This is a genomic window from Chryseobacterium sp. NG-CE01 (genome assembly GCF_055695505.1).
The window spans coordinates 3296650-3316603 of record NZ_CM146369.1; the positions used below are offsets into that span (position 1 = coordinate 3296650).

General features: G+C 36.5%; 17 protein-coding genes. 9 read left to right on the plus strand and 8 right to left on the minus strand.

The features are described from left to right. Positions 1-2 precede the first annotated feature (2 nt). Both ACYT6F_RS15360 and ACYT6F_RS15365 read right to left on the minus strand, forming a co-directional pair. Complete coding sequence (locus tag ACYT6F_RS15360) at positions 3-1544, minus strand: RagB/SusD family nutrient uptake outer membrane protein (protein WP_472598507.1); 1542 nt, start codon at positions 1542-1544, stop codon at positions 3-5. 10 nt (positions 1545-1554) lie between these two features. After that, a complete protein-coding gene (locus ACYT6F_RS15365; RefSeq protein ID WP_472598508.1) occupies positions 1555-4464 on the minus strand; it encodes a SusC/RagA family TonB-linked outer membrane protein in 2910 nt (969 codons plus the stop codon). Between the two features lie 177 nt (positions 4465-4641). Between ACYT6F_RS15365 and ACYT6F_RS15370 the strand changes: the two genes are divergently transcribed. From ACYT6F_RS15370 to ACYT6F_RS15380, 3 genes are all read left to right on the plus strand, one after another. Beyond that, positions 4642-5829 (plus strand): MFS transporter, encoded by a 1188-nt coding sequence (locus tag ACYT6F_RS15370; RefSeq protein WP_472598509.1) that lies wholly within the window; start codon positions 4642-4644, stop codon positions 5827-5829. 23 nt (positions 5830-5852) lie between these two features. After that, on the plus strand, positions 5853-6644 hold the full coding sequence (locus ACYT6F_RS15375; protein WP_472598510.1) for an NUDIX hydrolase: 792 nt from the start codon (positions 5853-5855) through the stop codon (positions 6642-6644). A 119-nt stretch (positions 6645-6763) separates the two neighbouring features. Further along, on the plus strand, positions 6764-7942 hold the full coding sequence (locus ACYT6F_RS15380) for an acyl-CoA dehydrogenase family protein (RefSeq protein WP_472598511.1): 1179 nt from the start codon (positions 6764-6766) through the stop codon (positions 7940-7942). A 153-nt stretch (positions 7943-8095) separates the two neighbouring features. On the opposite strand, the gene ACYT6F_RS15385 is transcribed toward ACYT6F_RS15380, so the two are convergent. From ACYT6F_RS15385 to ACYT6F_RS15405, 5 genes are all read right to left on the minus strand, one after another. Next, positions 8096-10789, minus strand: a complete 2694-nt coding sequence (locus ACYT6F_RS15385; protein ID WP_472598512.1) for a PD-(D/E)XK nuclease family protein — start codon at positions 10787-10789, stop codon at positions 8096-8098. Then, positions 10786-11322: a DUF922 domain-containing protein gene (locus ACYT6F_RS15390; RefSeq protein ID WP_472598513.1), complete on the minus strand. Its 537-nt coding sequence runs from the start codon at positions 11320-11322 to the stop codon at positions 10786-10788. Before ACYT6F_RS15390 ends, ACYT6F_RS15385 begins: the two co-directional genes overlap by 4 nt. Positions 11323-11326: 4 nt before the next feature. Next, a complete protein-coding gene (locus ACYT6F_RS15395) occupies positions 11327-11725 on the minus strand; it encodes a hypothetical protein (RefSeq protein WP_472598514.1) in 399 nt (132 codons plus the stop codon). Positions 11726-11788: 63 nt separating this feature from the next. Further along, positions 11789-12424, minus strand: a complete 636-nt coding sequence (gene rsmG, locus ACYT6F_RS15400; RefSeq protein ID WP_472598515.1) for a 16S rRNA (guanine(527)-N(7))-methyltransferase RsmG — start codon at positions 12422-12424, stop codon at positions 11789-11791. Positions 12425-12515: 91 nt separating this feature from the next. Continuing rightward, on the minus strand, positions 12516-13337 hold the full coding sequence (locus tag ACYT6F_RS15405) for a GLPGLI family protein (RefSeq protein WP_472598516.1): 822 nt from the start codon (positions 13335-13337) through the stop codon (positions 12516-12518). Between the two features lie 139 nt (positions 13338-13476). Here ACYT6F_RS15405 and ACYT6F_RS15410 point away from each other — a divergent pair, with 139 nt between their 5' ends. The 6 genes from ACYT6F_RS15410 (at position 13477) to ACYT6F_RS15435 (ending at position 19019) form a co-directional block, all read left to right on the plus strand. Continuing rightward, on the plus strand, positions 13477-14664 hold the full coding sequence (locus tag ACYT6F_RS15410) for a pyridoxal phosphate-dependent aminotransferase (protein ID WP_472598517.1): 1188 nt from the start codon (positions 13477-13479) through the stop codon (positions 14662-14664). Between the two features lie 58 nt (positions 14665-14722). Further along, on the plus strand, positions 14723-14923 hold the full coding sequence (locus ACYT6F_RS15415; RefSeq protein ID WP_472598518.1) for a hypothetical protein: 201 nt from the start codon (positions 14723-14725) through the stop codon (positions 14921-14923). 174 nt (positions 14924-15097) lie between these two features. After that, positions 15098-17551, plus strand: a complete 2454-nt coding sequence (locus ACYT6F_RS15420; RefSeq protein WP_472598519.1) for a M16 family metallopeptidase — start codon at positions 15098-15100, stop codon at positions 17549-17551. Between the two features lie 159 nt (positions 17552-17710). Continuing rightward, the gene (locus tag ACYT6F_RS15425; RefSeq protein WP_072883073.1) at positions 17711-18343 is read left to right on the plus strand and encodes a peroxiredoxin; all 633 of its coding nucleotides are present in this window, start codon (positions 17711-17713) and stop codon (positions 18341-18343) included. Between the two features lie 122 nt (positions 18344-18465). Beyond that, on the plus strand, positions 18466-18771 hold the full coding sequence (locus ACYT6F_RS15430) for a thioredoxin family protein (RefSeq protein ID WP_472598520.1): 306 nt from the start codon (positions 18466-18468) through the stop codon (positions 18769-18771). Next, on the plus strand, positions 18771-19019 hold the full coding sequence (locus ACYT6F_RS15435; RefSeq protein ID WP_169230416.1) for a DUF6952 family protein: 249 nt from the start codon (positions 18771-18773) through the stop codon (positions 19017-19019). The genes ACYT6F_RS15430 and ACYT6F_RS15435 overlap by 1 nt, the downstream gene beginning before the upstream one ends. Positions 19020-19233: 214 nt before the next feature. Here ACYT6F_RS15435 and ACYT6F_RS15440 read toward each other — a convergent pair whose 3' ends face one another. Further along, on the minus strand, positions 19234-19920 hold the full coding sequence (locus ACYT6F_RS15440; protein ID WP_472598521.1) for a Bax inhibitor-1/YccA family protein: 687 nt from the start codon (positions 19918-19920) through the stop codon (positions 19234-19236). Positions 19921-19954 lie beyond the last annotated feature (34 nt).

Genomic DNA, 19954 nt, shown 5'->3' on the forward strand with positions numbered 1-19954 from the left:
TTTTAGTATCCAGGGTTTTGTTTTAGCTGTGTATTTGTAAGTTCGTTGAAAGGAATCGGCAAAATTTCGTTCTTACCTGCTGTAAATCCTCGTGATCCTAATACTGCAGGAGCGTCACCCCATCGCACCAAGTCAAACCATCTGTGACCTTCGCCTGCTAATTCTCTTCTTCTTTCATTTTTAATGGCCTGCATAGATACAGGAACAGAAGTAAGCCCTACTCTTGCTCTTACTGCGTCTAATAAAGCCTGTGCTCTTGCTCCTGTTCCTCCTAATGCTTCGGCTTCCATTAAATAAGTATCTGCCAAACGTATTGCTATATAATTTTGACGGAAATTCAATTCTGAAGCTCCCGGAAGGGTGGAAACATCTGTAGTGCGTGGTAAAAATTTATTTAAAAAGTAACCCGTATCTTTATAAGCAGCAGAGTAAGTAATTTTACCCTCTTGCACCAATTGCTTAGCATTAAATATAGTAGCGTTCATGCGAGGGTCATTTTGCATAAAAGCAAATAAACTTTCTGTAATAGGATTGAACGACCAGCCGGAGTAAATTTTTGGGGCGTCATTTACAGCAGGAGGATCAAGCGGCTTCAAACTGTATGACCTGATTGCGGTCATTACACATATAGAGTTTCCTTCATCTTTTCCTGTTCCCCAAAAACCCCAGTCTGAATTTCCTTTGTTCGTACTCATTACTTCCAGGATTGACTCTGAAGTAAATTTATTATCAATTTCCCAAAGCTTACTATACAGTGAAACCAATGAATAACCATATTGACTTGCTGCGCCGCCGGGAGTTTCACCATTAACGAACCTAAATTGCGCCGCCGCATCGCTATATTTTTTATCATATAAGTAAATTTTACCTAATATCGCACGGGCTGTACCTTGTGAAATCCGGCCTTTTTGAGATTGTACAGCAGGAAGGTCATTAATTGCGGCCAATAAGTCTGTCTCAATCTGAGTGTATACTTCCGTTTTTGTAGCTTGCGGAATGTTATAATAGTCATCATTATATTTTACGGGTTTTAAAATCAACGGAACATTTCCGAACATTCTTACCAACTCAAAATAATATAGTGCTCTTAAAGTTTTAGCTTCTGCAATGAACATTTTTCTTGTATTATCATTCATGCTTGCGTTAGGGATTCTTTCCAATAAAAGATTAGCCCGAGCAATTCCCTGATAATAATCTCTCCAATAACTTGCAGGCATAGTGATCGGGTTTATACTATAATTAGCAAATCCTTGGATACCGGTGCCGTCAGTAGAACTTCCTCCACCTGAATAACAATCGTCGGAAGCAGCATTGAAGAATGTTACCATATTTTCAAATCCTCCGGAATATTTTCTTAAAAGGTCATATGTAGCAACTAATCCTGCATACGATTGTTCTTCATTTTTAAAGAAATTTTCAGTATCGAAAGTTCCTGTGTTTTGCACATCCTCTAAGTTGCTATTATTACAAGAAACAGATCCAAAGCTGATTCCTGCTAATAATAAAACAGCAACATTTTTATATATAAATCTTTTATTTTTCATTTTTTTTTAATTAAAATTGAACATTAGCACCAAAAAGGAAAGTTCTCGCCTGCGGATAATATGCTCGGTCAATACCAAATGTATCGCCTCCTGCAATTTCAGGATCAAAACCAGTATATTTTGTAAATGTTACCAAGTTTTCTCCTGTTATATAAAACCTTACTTTATTTGCTCCAAATGCTTTAGTAATATCTTTAGGCAATGTATATCCTAATGAAACAAGTTTTAAACGCAGATAACTTCCGTCCTGTAAATAATAATCGGACATTCTTGTAAAGTTTTGGTTAGGATCTGCCACAGTAACTCGTGGTGTAGAGTCAGATGTTCCCTCACCTACCCATCGGTCAAGTATAGCCGTCTGATAATTTGCATTCGCAATATCAAGCCTTCTAAGCCCCTGGAAAATTTTGTTTCCTGCCTGACCTTGAGCAAATACCATTACATCAAAATTCTTATAATTTAAGTTTAAGGTAAATCCGAAGGTATATTTTGGAACAGAGTTGCCCAAATATACGTAGTCGTTTTCGTCAATTTTTCCATCTCCGTTTGCATCAAGTCTTTTAAAATCACCTGGTTTAGCATTGGGTTGTATCAACGCTCCGTTTGAATTTCTGTAAGCGTCAATTTCTGTTTGATTTTGGAAAATTCCTAAATTTTGAAATCCAAAAAAAGATCCGTAAGGGCTGCCGACCTGAAGTCTTGATACATTACCCATTGACTGAAATGATGCAAAGTTTTCATAGACTTTGTTATCTTCAAGTCTAGTAATTTCATTTTTTAAATATCCGAAGTTTCCATTAGCAGAAATTCCAAAATCACCAAAGTTTTTCTTGTATCCTAAGCTAACTTCAATTCCATCATTATTCATATCTCCGATATTTCTCCATGGATTATTTATTAATCCAAGATATCCAGGAATATTGATTCTTCTTAAAATATCAGATGTTTTCTTTCTATAAACATCTACGGTCAAATCAAAGTTTTTGAATAGTTTAAGGTCTGCTGCAATATTTAGCTGAGATGTTCTTTCCCATTTCAGGTCAGGGTTTTCCAGAGTACTTGGAGCATATCCGATTCTAATGATATTATCACCAAATGAATAATTACTTCCCGGAACTAAGAAGTTAGCAAATTGAAAATCATCAATTGCATCATTTCCTAAAACTCCATAACCTCCTCTCAGTTTTAAACTGTTTACAATATTGTTTTGTGGCCAAAAGTTTTCATTAGAGATATTCCAACCTAAAGAGAAAGCCGGGAAATTACCCCAATGGTGAGCTTTAGCAAATTTTGAAGATCCGTCTCTACGCATTGTTCCGGTGAAAAGATATTTGTTTTCATAATCGTAAACTACTCTTGCAAAGTAAGAAGTCTTGTGTGTTTCTTTACCATCCCAAGCGGCTGTACTTCTGTCACTCTGCGGAATGTCAAAGTTAAATGAGGCATCTTGCCAATTATTTACAGGCAGATTGGTATATGTAACATTTTGTCCGGAAGAAATATTGTACTCATAATATCCTTGTCCCAATAATACACTCAGATTGTGGCCTCCGAATTTATTTTGATAAGTCAACGTATTTTCCGTACTCCATTCAAATTTCTTTTCATTCTGTCTGAATAAGCTGTTGAAAGTATCGTTTTTATAAGAAGGGCTTAAATAAAATAGTGGTGTAAAACCTTGTTGTCCCCAATAAGATAGTTTTCCATTGGCCGTTGTTTTAAAGTTAAAATGATCTAAAAACTTCAAATCAGCAAAAACATTACCAACAAAATCATCTCCCCAGTTATACCTGCCCAGTTGCGTTTGTTGAAAAGCCAATGGGTTTGACATTTCCTGATTTACATAGTGCGAAATTCCGAAAGGCAGTCCTGTATTAGGATCTCTAACGATATACTGGTTTGTATAATCTCCGGGGAAAGGCTGCTGCGATATGCTATTTACAAGAATGGGAGTTACAGGATCCAGATTAATTGCAGAACTCAAAGGCCCACCAAATTCACCGTTTTCATTGATTCCTGATGATTTTTTATGTGTATACGCAAATGTTTGACCGATTGTAAGGAAATCAAAAACTTTATGAGTTGAATTAAATCTTGCATTAATTCTTTTATAATTTGAGATATCTCTTAATACAATACCTTCCTGATCATAATACCCAAATGATGTGAAGAATGTAGATTTATCACTGCCTCCGCTAATACTGAATTCGTGAGATTGTCTTTGAGCACTATTAAAAATCGACTTTTGCCAATCTGTTCCTGTACCTAAACCCGAAACATTTGAGAAAAGCGGTGAACCTCCATCGTTTACATATGCCTCGTTAATAATAGTTGCATATTGCGTTGCATTCAGAAGATCTAGTTTCCTAGCAGCAGACGCAGCACCAAAAAAACCATTATAGTTAAGATTTAATTTTCCTTTAGAACCCTTTTTTGTTGTAATCAAAATTACACCTTTGGCGGCGGATACACCATAAATAGCAGCAGAAGCGCCATCTTTTAGAATTTCCATATTTTCGATGTCAGCCTGGTTCAGCCATTCGATATTGTCCACAACAATTCCGTCTACCACCCAAAGAGGATCATTACTACCGGCTCCAAAACTCGTAATACCACGAACCCTCACTGTTGCTTTTGATCCAGGCTGTCCGGAATTCGAGATTACTGAAACTCCTGCTGCTCTACCTTGCAGAACCTGCTCAGGTCTTCCCGCAGGAATATCTTCCAAATCGGAAGCTTTAATACTTGAAATAGCACCGGTGACATTACTCTTCTTCTGAGTACCATAACCAATCATTACCACCTCCTCGATTTTTTGCTCTTTCGGGAGGGTGTCATTCTGTGTGTTCTGGGCATTGAAGTTGGCAGTGAAATAGAGCACTGCAACCATTCCCAAACTTCTAGATATTCTTACATTCATATACAGTTAGTTTTTTAATTCTCAAATTGAGACAATAAAAATATATTTTTTTTCTTTTATTTAACATTTTATTAATAATTATTTTAATTTTTCGTTTATTTTTGGGGGTTTAAAGGCATAATTTTTATCTTTAAAACCGCTAATTTCTCTTAAATTTTAATGATAAGATTCCCCAAAATGACGACCAAACTTTCAAAAATTTCACTTCCGCTGCGACTTACATTTCTTATTTTTTCAATGGTGCTGAATTGTATGGGGATCGTTATCCTTCAGCTTTCCGAGGCAAAAGTCACTTACGAGAAGCTGGGTTTTCTGGAGTCGTTCAAAGATCTTCCGATTGCATTTATTTCACTTTTTGCAGTGAATTTTATCAGCAGATTCGGAACAAAAAAATCATTGGTTCTGGCTTTAACAATTGTTGGGATCTGCTCACTTATATTACCCTTTGTAGAAGTATTCTGGTTTTACCGTTTATGGTTTGCCATTATCGGGACGTGTTTTGCGATAGGCAAAATATGTGTATTTGGGATTATCCGGAACAATATATCTGACGAAAAAGGCCTTGCAAAGACCATGAACAGTGTAGAAGCATCTTTTATGATAGGAATTTTCGTGGTGAATACCGGATTCGGATGGCTGATCTCCAGCCAGTATTCACAGTTCTGGAAATTCGGGTTTATATCGGTTTCCGTATTGTGTGCCATTACCATCTTTTTATTTCTAAAACTTCCTGTCTCAGAACCGAAAAAAACAGAGAAGGAAAATATCATAAAAGATCTTTCAACGCTATTTAATCCCCTATTAATCCTTTTTTTAGCAGTTATCTTCTCTATTGTATTTCTTGAACAGAGTTTTAATTCGTGGCTCCCTTCTTTTTACAAGAAACATTTGAAAGTTAACTCATTTTTTGCCCTTCAGGCATCTTCGTTTCTGGCATTGTTTTCATACATTGGCAGAACGATTACAGCGAATATCATCCACCGGTTTTCATTATCAAAATATTATATTCTGTGTGTCTCGCTGATTGTTATGGTGCTGATAATCATCATCGGAATACAGTTTTTTGATACCGAAGATTCCAGGACTTTACTGTTTTTATTTCCCGTGATAGGTTTATTTCTCTCGCCGCTCTACCCTGTTATCAATTCAAAGATGATCGCCCGGATAGATACGGCAAAAGCAAACCTTTTCACCTCGCTTATTGTTATTTTTTCGTCATTAGGAAGTTCCGTAAGTTCCATCATCATGGCTGTTTTATTTGGAAATGAGATGCTTACTTACTATCCGTTGTATATCTTATCTGCTGTAATTGTGATATTTACAATTAGTTTTATTTATTTTAGATTTGCAGATGAAAAAATTTAGAAAATAATTTTATTTTTACTGCCATGAAAATTAATACCGAAAAAAATAAGGAGACACTCCAGGAACTTATTGATACAAAAGATTTTGTAGCACACGTATCTGTTGACTGCACCATATTCGGTTTTCATAATAACATCCTGAAAGTTTTACTTTTAAAGTATCATGATCTGGATTTGTGGTCACTTCCGGGAGGTTTCGTATTCAATGATGAAGATCTTCGCGAAGCTGCAGAACGCGTTTTATACGAGAGAACCCACCTCAAGGACATTTTCCTCAAACAATTTCATACATTTGGAAGAATCGACAGGACGGAGAATAATGTTCATCAGATCCTACTGCAAAACAAGGGTATCGAAGTGCCGAAAGACCACTGGATCTTCCAGAGATTTATCACCGTAGGCTATTGCAGTCTCATTGATTTTTCCATTGCCAATACTTTTCCCGATGCTTTCAATGAAACCTGTGAGTGGTTTGAAGTCAGCAAGTTACCTAAAATGGCCTTTGATCATGACAGAATCATTGAAACCGGACTGGAATATCTGAGAATGAATATCAATACTGAAGTCGCAGCAAGTAATCTTCTTCCCGAAAAATTTACCATGAAAGATCTTCAGTGTCTTTACGAGACTATTTTAGGACAGAAATTCAGAAGAAATAATTTCCAGCGCAAAATATTAAGCTTAAATATTTTAGACAGGCTTGAAAAACTGTATGACGGATCTGCCAATAAAGCGCCGTATTTATACAAATTTAAAAACAGAATTTACAATCCTACCAATCACTACCCTATTTCCAACGAAGAAGAGGAAAACTGATTTATTGCTTTCGGTCTGTAATAACACCATAAGCGGTTAAAAATCAACACATAAAAAGACATTCAAAAAAATTTCTCTGAAATAGTTAAAAGTCTTATTTTTAGGAAAATTAAAATATAATGTCATATTATTCCCTTACAAGCATTCCCGATTATTACGGGATTGATTCCTTACTTACCGAAGAACACAAACTTATCCGCCAGTCTGTAAGAGATTGGGTAGAAAGTTTTGTCATGCCACAGATTGATCATGCTGCTCAAAACCACACCGATATCCCAAACCTGATGAAAGAATTGGGACAGATCGGAGCTTTAGGACCTTATATTCCTGTTGAATATGGCGGTTCCGGGCTGGATCAGATTTCTTACGGCCTGATTATGCAGGAGCTAGAAAGAGGTGATTCTGCCGTGCGTTCTGCAGCTTCCGTACAAAGTTCTCTGGTAATGTTCCCTATCAATGAATTCGGTTCTGAAGAGCAAAAGAAAAAATATTTACCTAAGCTGGCTGCCGGAGAAATGATCGGCTCCTTCGGTCTTACCGAGCCTAACCACGGCTCTGATCCAGGTTCTATGGAAACCAACTTCAAAGATATGGGTGACCACTATCTTTTGAACGGTGCCAAAATGTGGATCACCAATTCGCCGCTTTGCGATATTGCTGTAGTTTGGGCTAAAAATGAAGAAGACAAAGTACAGGGATTAATTGTTGAAAGAGGAATGGAAGGCTTTACAACACCGGAAACCCACAACAAATGGAGCTTAAGAGCTTCAAAAACCGGAGAGCTGGTTTTCAATAATGTGAAGGTTCCTAAAGAAAATCTGCTTCCGGGAGTTACCGGTTTAAAAGGACCTTTATCATGTTTAAATTCCGCCAGATATGGTATTTCGTGGGGTGTTATCGGAGCAGCAATCGACTGCTACTGTACTGCAGTTCAATATTCTAAAGAAAGAAAGCAGTTCGGAAAACCGATCGGTTCTTATCAGCTTCAACAGAAAAAATTAGCCGAATTTTTAACGGAAATCACTAAAGCTCAGTTGCTTTGCCTTCAGTTGGGAAATCTTAAAAATGAACATAAGGCTACACCTGCACAGATTTCAATGGCTAAAAGAAACAATGTGAAAATGGCTATTGATATTGCGAGAGAATCCCGTCAGATTCTGGGCGGAATGGGAATCATGGGAGAATTCCCAATGATGAGACACGCTGCTAACCTGGAATCTGTAATAACCTATGAAGGAACTCATGATGTACACCTTCTCATTACAGGTCTTGATATTACCGGAATCAACGCATTTTAATTAATAATGGTGGCTTCGAGTCCCTCAGCCACCAATCATAATACATTGTGTAAACAAGAAAAGGTGGCTAAGTATTATTTCTTAAGCCACCTTTATATTTAAATTAAATGATAAATCTGCGTAATCTGTAAGATCTGCGGGATATAAAAAAATTTAGTTTGAGTATGTCTTAATTTCTTCAATAAAATTAATATCCGGATTCAGGATTTCTTCAATCAGGCTTTTTACGGATTTCATAGCATCCTCAATATTTCCTTTCTCAAACTGAAGAGAAACGACTCCTTTTTTAGCTTCGGCAAAACTCCAGATTCCTGTTTCTACAGGCATTCCCCAAAACTCAGGGAGATTTTCAACCACATACTGATAAATGCAAAGCTGCAAAGCCTGCTTCCGGTCACTATTATGGAAATATTCATCAATTTTATCTTCATCAATTTTTACAACTAGATTTTTGATTTTAGCTGTTTTATAATCTATAATTCTAAGCGTTCCATTGAGCCTGTCGATTCGGTCTATAAAACCGAAAAAAGATATTTTATCGTTTTCATTTAAATAAAAATCTACTCCTTCAAAACGTTTTTCAATGTCAATAATTTCTAAGGTATTTCCGCTTTTTACCAGTTCAAGATCGTACGTCAGAATTGTTTCAATAACTTTTTTAGCGATAGCGCGATGAATGAAATTCATTCCTTTTTCATAAAATTCAGGCTGATGTTTTAGCTTGTCAATTGCGATTTCTATATAGTGATCTATAGCTTTAATTGAATTCTTTAAGTCGTTTTCTTTTAATATTTTACCTTTTAAAGCTTCATATACTTCTTGAAGTGAATAGTGAACAAGATTTCCATAATTTTTCACAGAAAGCTCTTCTTCAATTTCATCTGTTTCCGAAGTGTTCAGAATTTTTGAAAGATAAAAATCAATAGGATTATACAGATAACTGGTAAGGTGGGATGCAGAAACTTTTGCCTTCCATTTTTCCAGTCTTTCCAGAACGATGTCCGTTTTCTTAATTTCAATAGGCTGTGTAATGATAGGCTCCGAAGAATTCTCAATAATCAGATGTTCAATTTCATGAGAGCTTTCCATTTCAATCTGTGTAATGAACCTGCTTTTTTCTCCGGTATTTACACCCGAACTTAAAGCGTTAAACAAAAGATGAACATTCTTTGAATCCTGAATGAGGCGGTAAAAATGATAGGCGTAGATACTGTCGTTTTCCAGGAAAGTATGAAGATCGAAAAACTTTCTTACATCAAAAGGAATGTAGGTATTCTGCGAATTTCCCAACGGAAGCTTACCCTCGTTCACCGAAAGTAAAATAACATTTTCAAAGTTGAGAAGACGCGTTTCCAGAAGTCCCATGATCTGAAGTCCTCGTAAAGGCTCACCCTGAAAATCAATACTTTCTGAATTAATATGCTGGTTGATCAAAATTTCCAGCGTCTCCATTTTGATTTCAAACTGGTACGGCGAAAGCTGGTTTTTAATAATCCTGAAGGCATTTTCAAAATGAGACACGTTTTCGTACTGAATATCATCAATATCAAGCCATTTGATTTCCCTACAGAATGCGATTAACGAATCCAGGTAATTGCTTGCGGAATCTGCTTTCTGAAGCAAGTTAAAGTAAGAAAGATCATTTAAAAGCTCATTCAAAAGTTTTTTAGAAATATAGACGATATTTCTTTCTTCGATTTTAGCTTTAAAATTATTGATAACCAATTCATCTTCAGCAGATTTCGGCAATTCTTCAAGAATAGGGAAAATATCCCGGTAATAGTAAGAAGATTTATTTTTTTCAAGTTGCTTCTGAAGATAAAAGAGCTGTTTGACCGCATTTGAAAAAGAAAGATTTTTCAACGGAAAACCCATCGTAATGTTCAGATTCTGAATCCCGTACATTACATCAAGGCTTGCAGGCAGGAGATTTTCATCCAGCAAGACTACAGCTGTATTCGAATAGGTTTTATTGTCAATTTCTTTAAAAATTTCCGGTAAAATTTTGGTTTGGGTAATATTTCCGGAAACTTCGTAAACCTTTATATTTTTTGGTTGGTTAAAATCGTCCTCAATCCATTTAAAAACACGGCTGTCATTGAATTCTTTCCATGTTTTATGATCTCTGAGAAACTTTCCGGCTTCCTGTCTTTCATCATCGAAATAGTACCGGTCTGCCTGAAAGAAGCATTGTCCTTTGTTCCATTGTAGAAGGCTTCTGACCAGCTTTTCCTCTACCGGAGTAAATGCATTAAAGCCGCAAAACACAAATTCTTCTTTTGTGTTTTTTGAGTATTCCTCGATGTGCTTTTTTGCCATCTCATGAATCATTCCTGAGGTTGCCCAGTTTTTTTCCTGTAATCTTTTCTTTAGCACCGGAAGAAAAACATTCATATTTCTCCAGAAATTCAGGAATTTTTTTCTCGGAACATCTTCATCATCACCAAGATTTTGCGCCCAGTCTTTTATTCTTTCTTCATCAAACATGTAGTGCAGCACCGCCTGGTCGCTGTCTGAAAATTTCATCATGTCGTCCCAGTCCTTCTGCAAAGTAGGGAACCATTTCAGAAATTCTGAAAAATCATCATTGGGAATAAGATTAAGGCTTTTATAGACATCAAAAGCAAAAAGCCAGAGTGAAATTCCTTGGATTTCCTGTGTATCAGCGATGCGGTGAATCAGTTCTTCAATTGTAAAAAAATTGGGCAAAAACCCGGAGTAATTTCTCTCTTTTAAAATCTCTCTTATAAACACAATCGGCCGTTTTCCGGGCAGGATTACATTAAACCCGGAAAGATCCGTGTTTTGTTCAAGAAGTTCATCGATGATTTTGTTCAGAAATTTCAAGACGATTTATAGCTTTTATAATTTTCCAATCCTTCAGCAATAATACGATTATATTCCGATTGTTTATCTTCAAGAATACCGTTTTTTGTTTCCCCGTCATATTGTCTCTGGAAATCCTGATACTCTTTTAGAATTGTGTTGTAAATGGTTTTAAATTTTTTGTCGAAATCTGCAGAAGTTTTTATATTTTCCGCAATTTCCTTGCGAAGCTTCCTTGCATAAACTTCGGCTACGTCAAAGTGCTTTTGTTCATGAAGAAGCACATAATCGTTGATTCGTTTGACATCTTTCCAGGATTTATCTTCATTGAAAACGGTACTCACCTCTATTTTTACGGGAGCTTTGGGATTGGAAGATTTTACATAAGAATAAATCCATCCGCAATTCGTGTAGGCTACCACATTGGCTCCTCTCTGGTTATTGGATTTGCTTTTAAAGTTCCCCCAGTTTAGTTTTACATTTTCTGCCCAATAGATCTTCTGACCGAATAATACATTGGAAATCAGAAAACATGCTAAAAAAGTACATTTCATTTATTTACTCAACTACAATTGTTTTGGTGATCCAGGTATTGCCGCCGTTCCAGAATTTAAAAGTATATCTCCCTGTTTTTCGCGGACTGAAATTAATCTGGTTGGCAGAAGTATACGTGGCTTGGGTGCAGGGTCCGCTGGTGATGTATTTGTAAGCGGTAACCGTTCTGATGAGATTATCGTTATGAACGTAATCGTATCCGTAAAATCCTTCGCAATGAGACGGATAGGTAGAATACGTTTTGATGCTCTGAATACTGAACACATCCATCGTGTCATTCACTATTTTTACGCTGTCTATTTTAATTTTATCGATTGATTCGATGGTCTGATAGTCATCGTCATCATCACATGAAGTAATGGACAATCCTATAATCAGCATAGAAAACAGAAGCTTTTTCATAACAACAAAATTTTGATTATCAGTATATTTTTAGCAAAAATTATTCCTAAAATATGTTAAAATTTAAGAATTAAAATTGCCTTTCGACACGTACACTACTTTTTTCGTGTCAAAAAATTCTTCATCAAAATAGTTTTTAAGATTGAAAATTTCACATTTGAGTCCGGCAAGCTCTTCCGCGAGATCACCGCCTTTTAAATATAAAATTCCGTTATGTCTGGTATTAAACTGTTCTTTTTCAAATTTGCCTTTCAGCCATTTCAGAAATTCCGGCATCTGGGTCACTGCCCGGCTTACTACAAAGTGAAATTTCTCCTTCAGCTTTTCTGCCCTTCCATGAATGGCATTCACATTCTGCAGCCCTACTCCTTCTGCAACCGCCTTTACCACAGTTATTTTCTTTCCGATAGAATCAATTAAAGTAAATTCTGTCTCCGGAAACAAAATCGCCAGAGGAATTCCCGGAAAGCCGCCGCCTGTTCCGATATCAAGAACCTTAGTTCCGGGAGCAAACTCCATTACTTTCGCAATTCCCAGAGAATGGAGAATGTGTTTCTCGTAGAGAGATTCCATATCTTTCCTGGAGATTACATTAATTTTTTCGTTCCATTCATGATAAAGATCTTCCAGTTTACCGAACTGTTCAAGCTGCTTTTCTGTAAGATCGGGAAAGTATTTTAGTAGTAACGTTATAGACATGTAAAATATTATAAAAAGCAAAAATAAGTTTTTTATAAGCTTTATTCAAATATCAGGAAGTAAAGATTGCTCTCTTCTTCATTTTTTACGGTTATTCTTTTTCAATATAATTATTGGTTCTTCTTAATCGTTTGGTCATTTCTTCATCCATCTTCCGCATTTTTTTCATGTCTTCTGTTCCGATCTTTGCAATATATCCGTCTTTAAGCTGAAGATCAATCCTGTTTTCTTGTTTGTTAACGCTCATGCTTTCAATATCTTCGTTGGTAAAGGTAAAGCTGCTCATCGTTTTTTTATACTCAGCAAAACTCATTTGCCTGGCAGACTTTGGCAACAGTGAAAAAATTTCGTTGATTTTCTTAATTTGAATTAAATTAAAAACATGATCGTTTTCAGAATCTTTAATGCTGACAACAATTCCGGGTAGGCCCGAAAACTTGTACGGACCGTCATTAATGGGATATTCTTTACTGAACCATGCCTCCCAAATTCTTCCCTTATACTTTGCGTTCGCTTTCTGACAGCTGATTCCGTTGATCTTCGTAAATTCCTGTTCGATATTCCATTTCGGAATTTCAGTCTCGGAAATCACAAGATGTACGGTTTTAAAGGTATCATGAAAGTTCATTGTTTTTTTTGAATAATCTTTTTCAATAATATAGCTTAAATTCTGATCGTAAGACTTGGCCTGAAGAAGATCTTTATAACTTTTTGTAACAGCGTACGCCGAATCTCTCTCAAACTTTGCAGCATTATAAAAATAAGATTTCCGGCCATCCGTATCAAGATTCATATAATCGGTAATTGCAGAATCTTTCTTACCGGCATCAGGTTTCATGCTGTAGGAATAGGTAAACCGATAATTTTGGGCAGAAACAAGAGAAACGAGAAGAAGAAAGAATAATTTATACATTATGAATATATTAATATTTTAAAAATTTGGTTGAATAACTACAAACCTAGTGATAAACTTTAACCTGAACAAACCTGATATATTTTAATTTTCAGTAAAATACTTTTTATATATATTTGTTAAAATAGAAATAACTTAAATGGAGAAACTTTCAGACAGAGTACAACGACTTGGTTACTCACAGACATTTGTTATGTCCAACAAGGCCAGAGAAATGAAAGCCAGCGGAATAGATGTTATCAGCCTTACTTTGGGCGAGCCGGATTTCGACGTTCCGGATAATATCAAACAGGCCGCTTTCGATGCTATCAACGAAAACTACAGTCACTACTCTCCTGTTCCCGGATTTTTAGAGCTACGGGAAGCAATTGCCTACAAACTGAAAAGAGACAATGAATTAGAATACAAACCATCACAAATTTGCGTGTCAAACGGCGCTAAACAGGCCATTTTGAATGTTTTAGCCGCTTTGCTGAATGACGGTGATGAAGTAATCCTTCCGAATCCTTACTGGGTAAGCTATGACGAAATGGTAAAAATGATGGGTGGAACTTCCGTAATGCTTCCTACTTCTTATGTAACGGATTTTAAGATCACGGCTGAACAGCTTGAAGAAGCGATCACAGAGAAAACCAAAGCGGTGCTTTTCAGTTCACCCTGTAATCCTTCCGGCGGATATTATACGTATGATGAGTTAAAATCCATCGCAAAGGTTATTGCAAAATATCCTCATGTTACTGTAATCTCAGATGAGATCTACGAATATATTAACTACGAAACAAAAACCACTTCCATCGCGCAGTTTCCGGAAGTATACGAGCAGACTGCCGTTATCAACGGGATGTCCAAAGCTTTCGCAATGACAGGATGGCGAATCGGATATTCTGCGTGTCCGGAATGGCTGGCAAAAGCATGTGAAAAAATTCAGGGACAGATGACCAGCGGAGCTAACACCGTGGCCCAAAGAGCCTCGATCACAGCATTAAAAACCGATCCTTCGGAATATAAATACATGATTGATGCCTTCAGAAAAAGAAGAGATCTGGTATACGATTTAATCAAGGAAATTCCAGGATTCAAAGTAGTCCTTCCGAAGGCTGCTTTTTATTTCTTTCCTGATATATCATTTTACATCGGAAAAACGTTAAATGGAACAGAAATTAAAAATTCTGATGATTTTGCCATGTTCCTACTCGAAAATGCACATGTCGGCTGTGTGGGCGGCGTTTCATTCGGGAGCCCGGAATGCATCAGATTCTCTTATGCAGCTTCTGAAGAAGACCTCATTGAAGCAATGAAGAGAATCAAGAATACATTAGAAAAATAAATTAGTTATTGTTTAGATAAAAATAAATCACTACATTTAGAACCTAAAAACATTTAAAATGAAAAATTTGAAAAATTTACAAGCAAAAAAATTAAGTAGAAAAGAGCTAGAAACAATTAAAGGAGCAGAAACTTATTACATTAGTTGTTCAAATGGCAGATCTGGTCAAGCACACAACGTTAATTCTTATGATCAACTTGTTGCAGCAGGAAATCAAATATGTGGAAGTACAAGAGGAACAACTTTTACTGTTTCTTAAATATTTGACTTTTTAATGGAAAAAGATCGTCTTATTGCAAAATAAGACGATTTTTCTTTATCTAAAGAATTAAAAAGCCACACAGACGAAGCCAAAAGAAAGGAAATCTACAAAGAGATTGATAAAGTTTCCGGAGAGGCTGCAAAATATGCCATCGCCAATGAGTATGACAAAATGATGGCGGGAATGGGTGCAGACGGAACCAATGCCTTCACCTCTTACGAACAGACAGTGTATACCGAAGACATCCCTGCGAATGTTACGGATAAATTTCTGGCCGTTCAGGCTGAACGTTTCAGACAGCCGATTTTAAGGCTTTTCCATACAGAACTAGAAGCAGTTTATGAAGAAAAAAACCGCGGTCTGGATAACGACGGAAGAAAAGTTCTGGAATCGATGTTTGCGGCAATGTTCCCCAACAACAATTACGGAAAGCAGACGACCATCGGAACGATTGAGCATTTAAAAAACCCTTCTTTAAAGGCGATCAGAGAATATTATAACAACTATTATGTTCCGAACAATATGGGAATTATCATGTCAGGAGATTTTAATCCTGATGAAATGATTGCCAAGATCGACAAGGCGTTTTCATACATGAAAAACAAACCTGTTCCTGTATATAATCCCGGACAGGAAAGTCCGATCAATTCACCGATAACCAGAGAAGTTTACGGGCCGAATCCTGAAAATATCATGATCGGATTCCGTTTTCCTGGAGCTACCACGAAAGATGCAAGAATGCTGAATTTCATCGGAAGCATGCTTACCAACGGACAGGCCGGATTAATAGATCTTGATCTTGTTAAAAAACAGAAGTTACTGAGCGCATACGCTTTCCCATATGTGCTGAAAGATTATTCGGCATTATTGTTACAGGGAAATCCTACGGAAGGTCAGTCTTTGGATGATGTGAAAAGTTTATTGCTTCAGGAGATTGACAAATTGAGAAAAGGAGAATTTTCGGATGATCTTTTACAGTCAATTGTTAATAATGAAAAGAAGAACATTATCCAGAAGTATGAAAAATATTCTTCAAGAGCCGAGTCTCTGATGGATGAATTTACTTCTGAAGTAGACCATAAAACGCAGCTGGAATATATTGAAGAAATTTCTAAGATAACAAAGAAAGACATCATGGATTTTGCCTCCAGATATCTTAAAGACAACAACTATGTAGCGGTCTACAAAAGAAAAGGAGAAGACAAAAATATTCTGAAAGTGGATAAACCTGCCATCACCGCAGTATCCGTAAACAGAGAAGACCAGTCGCCGTTCCTGAAAAAAATTGATGAAATGCCGGAATCGCCGATCGCTCCTATGTGGCTGGATTTCAATAAAGATATTGCTAAAAGTAAGCTGAAGTCGGTAGATATCCTTTCTGTAAAAAATACGGATAACCAGCTTTTCAGATTGTACTATTACTTTGATTCAGGAAGATGGAATAATAAATTACTTCCTTTCGCTGCGGAATACCTGCAATATTTAGGAACCAAAAACAAATCATCGGAACAGATCAGTAAAGAGTTTTACAAACTGGCATCAAGCTTTAATGTAAGTGCAGGAAATGAAGAAACTTATGTTTCTCTGGAAGGGTTAAATGAAAATTTCGAAAAAACGGCTGCGTTATTCGAAGATCTTATCAAAAATTGCCAACCGGATCAGAAAGCCCTGGATTCCTATAAAGCAAGACTTAAAAAGTCAAGAGCCAATGCAAAACAGAATAAAGGAGCAATTATGAGCGGGCTAAGAAGCTATGCTCAGTATGGACCGCAAAATCCTTTCAATAATGTTTTAACGGATGCTGAGCTTGACGCATTAAAAGCAGAAGATCTTGTGAATATGCTTCATGATTTATTTAATTATAAGCATAAAATCCTTCACTACGGACCAAAATCTGCGGACCAGGTTTCATCTTCACTGGGTTCAATCCATAATATTCCGGCTTCGCTTAAAGATATGCCGAAATCTAAAACGTTCACACAGGTTTCTACAGATAAAAACAAAGTATTGTTCGCACATTATGATATGGTGCAGGCAGAGATTTTCTGGGTACGAAACAGCAATCCTTACAACGTGAGCATTACCCCTACCGTAAGCTTATTCAACAATTATTTCGGTGGCGGAATGGGTTCCGTAGTATTCCAGACGATCAGGGAGTCAAAAGCTTTGGCATATTCTACGTATTCTTATTTTTCTCTTCCGGGCAAAAAAGAAGACAAAGACATGATCATGGCCTATGTAGGAACTCAGGCAGATAAATTCAATGAATCTACAACCGCGATGAATGAACTCCTGACTACCCTTCCAAAATCTGACCAGCTGTTTGAAACGGCAAAAAGCGGACTGAAAAAGACCATTGCATCAGAAAGAATTACGCAGGACGGTATCATCTTTACTTATCTGAGAGCACAAAAGCTTGGAAACAATTCAGACATCAGGAAGAATGTGTATGAGCAGGCTCCGAAACTTACTTTTGCAGATATCAACAGTTTCCACGATCAGGAGATGAAAGGCAAAAATTACACCTACTGTGTAGTTGCTTCTCAGGATAAAGTGAACGAAGCAGATATGCAGAAACTCGGTGAAGTGAAAAAGCTGAATCTTACTGAAATATTTGGTTATTAAAAACCATTTATAAATTTATTGAAAGCCCTGAATTCAGGGCTTTTTTATTTCTATCAGATCAAAAATAATTATAGATTTTATTTATCGAAATCAACTTGTTCGATAGACAAATAGTTCTATATTTGCACTAGAAAAATTTAAATATAAAAACAAGAAATTATGTCTTTAGTAGGAAAAAAATTCCCGAATGTAACAATTGACGCAATGTCTGAAATGGGTGATGATTTAAGAATCAACATCTTCGAAGAAGCAACTGCCAATCAGCAAAAAGTTCTTTTATTCTGGTATCCGAAAGATTTTACTTTTGTATGCCCGACTGAGCTTCACGCTTTCCAGGAAGCTTTAGGAGAATTTGAAAAAAGAAATACAAAAGTAATCGGTGCTTCTTGCGATACAAACGAAGTGCACTTTGCATGGTTAAATGTATCAAAAGATAACGGAGGTATCGAAGGTGTTACGTACCCGATTCTTGCCGATACGCACAGACAGCTGGCGAATCTTTTAGGAATTGTTGATCAGGATTTTGAATACAATGATGAAGGTGAAGAAGTTTTCACGGGTTCAAACGTTACGTACAGAGCAACTTATCTTATCGACGAAACAGGAAAGATCTTCCATGAGTCTGTAAACGATATGCCTTTGGGAAGAAATGTAAAAGAATATTTAAGATTAATCGACGCTTATACTCACGTTCAGAAGCATGGTGAAGTTTGCCCTGCCAACTGGGAAGAAGGAAAAGATGCGATGAAGGCTGACAGAACTTCTACGGCTGAGTATTTAGCTAAAAATTAATAATTTTTAATATAACAATGTAACAATCTAACAGTATAACAATTTTTAAAAGCAGTTTTTTGAATTGTTACATTGGTAAATTTTTAGATTGTTACATTGTTTATTTTTATAAAAATAAACTTATGTATACAGAATTAACAGAAGATACGCTGCAGAATATTGTAAGCGAAAATGAAAAAGTAGTCGTACAGTACGGCGCAACATGGTGCGGGAACTGCAGAATTATGAAGCCGAAATTTAAAAAATTAGCTTCTGAAAATGACAGTATTCCTTTCCTATATGTAGATGCCGAAAAATTGCCGGAAAGCCGGAAATTGGCCAAAGTAGATAACCTGCCGACTTTTGCCATTTTCAGAAACGGTGAGCTGATAAATCAGGTTCAGACCAATAAAGCAGAGAGTTTAACCGAATTATTTAACGAATTATAATGAAGTTACCGATCATAAGACAGTTTTATCAGACGCAGACGCCTGAAAACCTGGAAAAAACCCTTGAAGTGCTGGAAAGTTTTACAGAGTTCAGAGGTACAACGGAAGAGGATATGAATGTTGCCGGAGAATTGATCACCAACATCTGCGGAGCACTGGAAGTTCACGCCAGTGTACAATCCGGAATGAGTGAAAAAGACGCTTTAAACTCTTTTGCACAAAAGGTTTTAGGATCTATTGATAAATAAAATCTAATCATAAACCGAAAGATTTTAAGCTTAAATTCCGCGAAGTTTATAGGTAAGACTTCCAAATAAAAATCCCGATGAAAAACATCAGGATTTTTTGGGTTTATAGAATTTCTCTTTACTAAATAATTCCAAAATAGAAATCAGATCTCTGTCCGTAGGTCTGTTATCTTTTCTCTATTATCTATTATCTATTTTCTTAATTCACATTTTATCAGCTTCTTCTGCTCATCAGGATGCTTAAAATATACCAGAATAAAAGCATGATCGAAGCAAAAAGCTGCAGAGAAGCTCCTACATACTGGTTTGTGCTGTAAGAGTCCTTCAATTTGCTTGTCTGGTAAAGAATGGTTGCAGAAGCTAAAATTACCATCCCTACAGAGAACCAAAGTCCGAGGTTAAAGCTAAAAAGCATTCCTCCTACAATAAGACCAAGAGCGATAAATCCTCCGATCACAATAATATTTCTAAGAAAAGAAAAATCTCTTTTTGAAGTAAATGCAACGAATGAAATTCCCGCAAACATGGCAATCGTAAGCATTGCAGCCTGATAAATGACCTGCGGCCCAGCATATAATGTCGCAATCTTGATTAGTGGAAGAAAAATAACCGCTTCCAGCAGGATGTAAAATCCTAACCCAAAATACTGTGTTGATTTGCTGAGCGAAAGTGACCACTTTGCAGCCAAAACAGAAGCAAGCCAGAATACGCCGATAATTAAAAGCCAGATGTACCGCTGGCCAAACATAGCGAAGATCACCTGGTCCGGAACGATATGTAATAAAACAGCTTCAACACCAATAAACGCAAGAATTGCCAAGGCAACATGAAGGTAAGTTTTTTTGTAAAAGTCGGCTTTCTCAATATCTGAGGAATGCGCAACCAAAACGTCTGTCATCATAGTTAATTTATTATTTTTTATATTGTTTTATTTC

Excerpts from the sequence above, each read along its gene's own strand:
- ACYT6F_RS15410 (WP_472598517.1), top strand. The coding sequence starts at position 13,477 with ATGGAGAAACTTTCAGACAGAGTACAACGACTTGGTTACTCACAGACA.
- ACYT6F_RS15420 (WP_472598519.1), top strand. The coding sequence starts at position 15,098 with ATGATGGCGGGAATGGGTGCAGACGGAACCAATGCCTTCACCTCTTAC.
- ACYT6F_RS15365 (WP_472598508.1), bottom strand. The coding sequence starts at position 4,464 with ATGAATGTAAGAATATCTAGAAGTTTGGGAATGGTTGCAGTGCTCTAT.
- ACYT6F_RS15415 (WP_472598518.1), top strand. The coding sequence starts at position 14,723 with ATGAAAAATTTGAAAAATTTACAAGCAAAAAAATTAAGTAGAAAAGAG.
- ACYT6F_RS15375 (WP_472598510.1), top strand. The coding sequence starts at position 5,853 with ATGAAAATTAATACCGAAAAAAATAAGGAGACACTCCAGGAACTTATT.
- ACYT6F_RS15380 (WP_472598511.1), top strand. The coding sequence starts at position 6,764 with ATGTCATATTATTCCCTTACAAGCATTCCCGATTATTACGGGATTGAT.
- rsmG (WP_472598515.1), bottom strand. The coding sequence starts at position 12,424 with ATGTCTATAACGTTACTACTAAAATACTTTCCCGATCTTACAGAAAAG.
- ACYT6F_RS15425 (WP_072883073.1), top strand. The coding sequence starts at position 17,711 with ATGTCTTTAGTAGGAAAAAAATTCCCGAATGTAACAATTGACGCAATG.
- ACYT6F_RS15440 (WP_472598521.1), bottom strand. The coding sequence starts at position 19,920 with ATGATGACAGACGTTTTGGTTGCGCATTCCTCAGATATTGAGAAAGCC.
- ACYT6F_RS15370 (WP_472598509.1), top strand. The coding sequence starts at position 4,642 with ATGACGACCAAACTTTCAAAAATTTCACTTCCGCTGCGACTTACATTT.
- ACYT6F_RS15395 (WP_472598514.1), bottom strand. The coding sequence starts at position 11,725 with ATGAAAAAGCTTCTGTTTTCTATGCTGATTATAGGATTGTCCATTACT.
- ACYT6F_RS15360 (WP_472598507.1), bottom strand. The coding sequence starts at position 1,544 with ATGAAAAATAAAAGATTTATATATAAAAATGTTGCTGTTTTATTATTA.
- ACYT6F_RS15405 (WP_472598516.1), bottom strand. The coding sequence starts at position 13,337 with ATGTATAAATTATTCTTTCTTCTTCTCGTTTCTCTTGTTTCTGCCCAA.
- ACYT6F_RS15435 (WP_169230416.1), top strand. The coding sequence starts at position 18,771 with ATGAAGTTACCGATCATAAGACAGTTTTATCAGACGCAGACGCCTGAA.
- ACYT6F_RS15390 (WP_472598513.1), bottom strand. The coding sequence starts at position 11,322 with ATGAAATGTACTTTTTTAGCATGTTTTCTGATTTCCAATGTATTATTC.
- ACYT6F_RS15430 (WP_472598520.1), top strand. The coding sequence starts at position 18,466 with ATGTATACAGAATTAACAGAAGATACGCTGCAGAATATTGTAAGCGAA.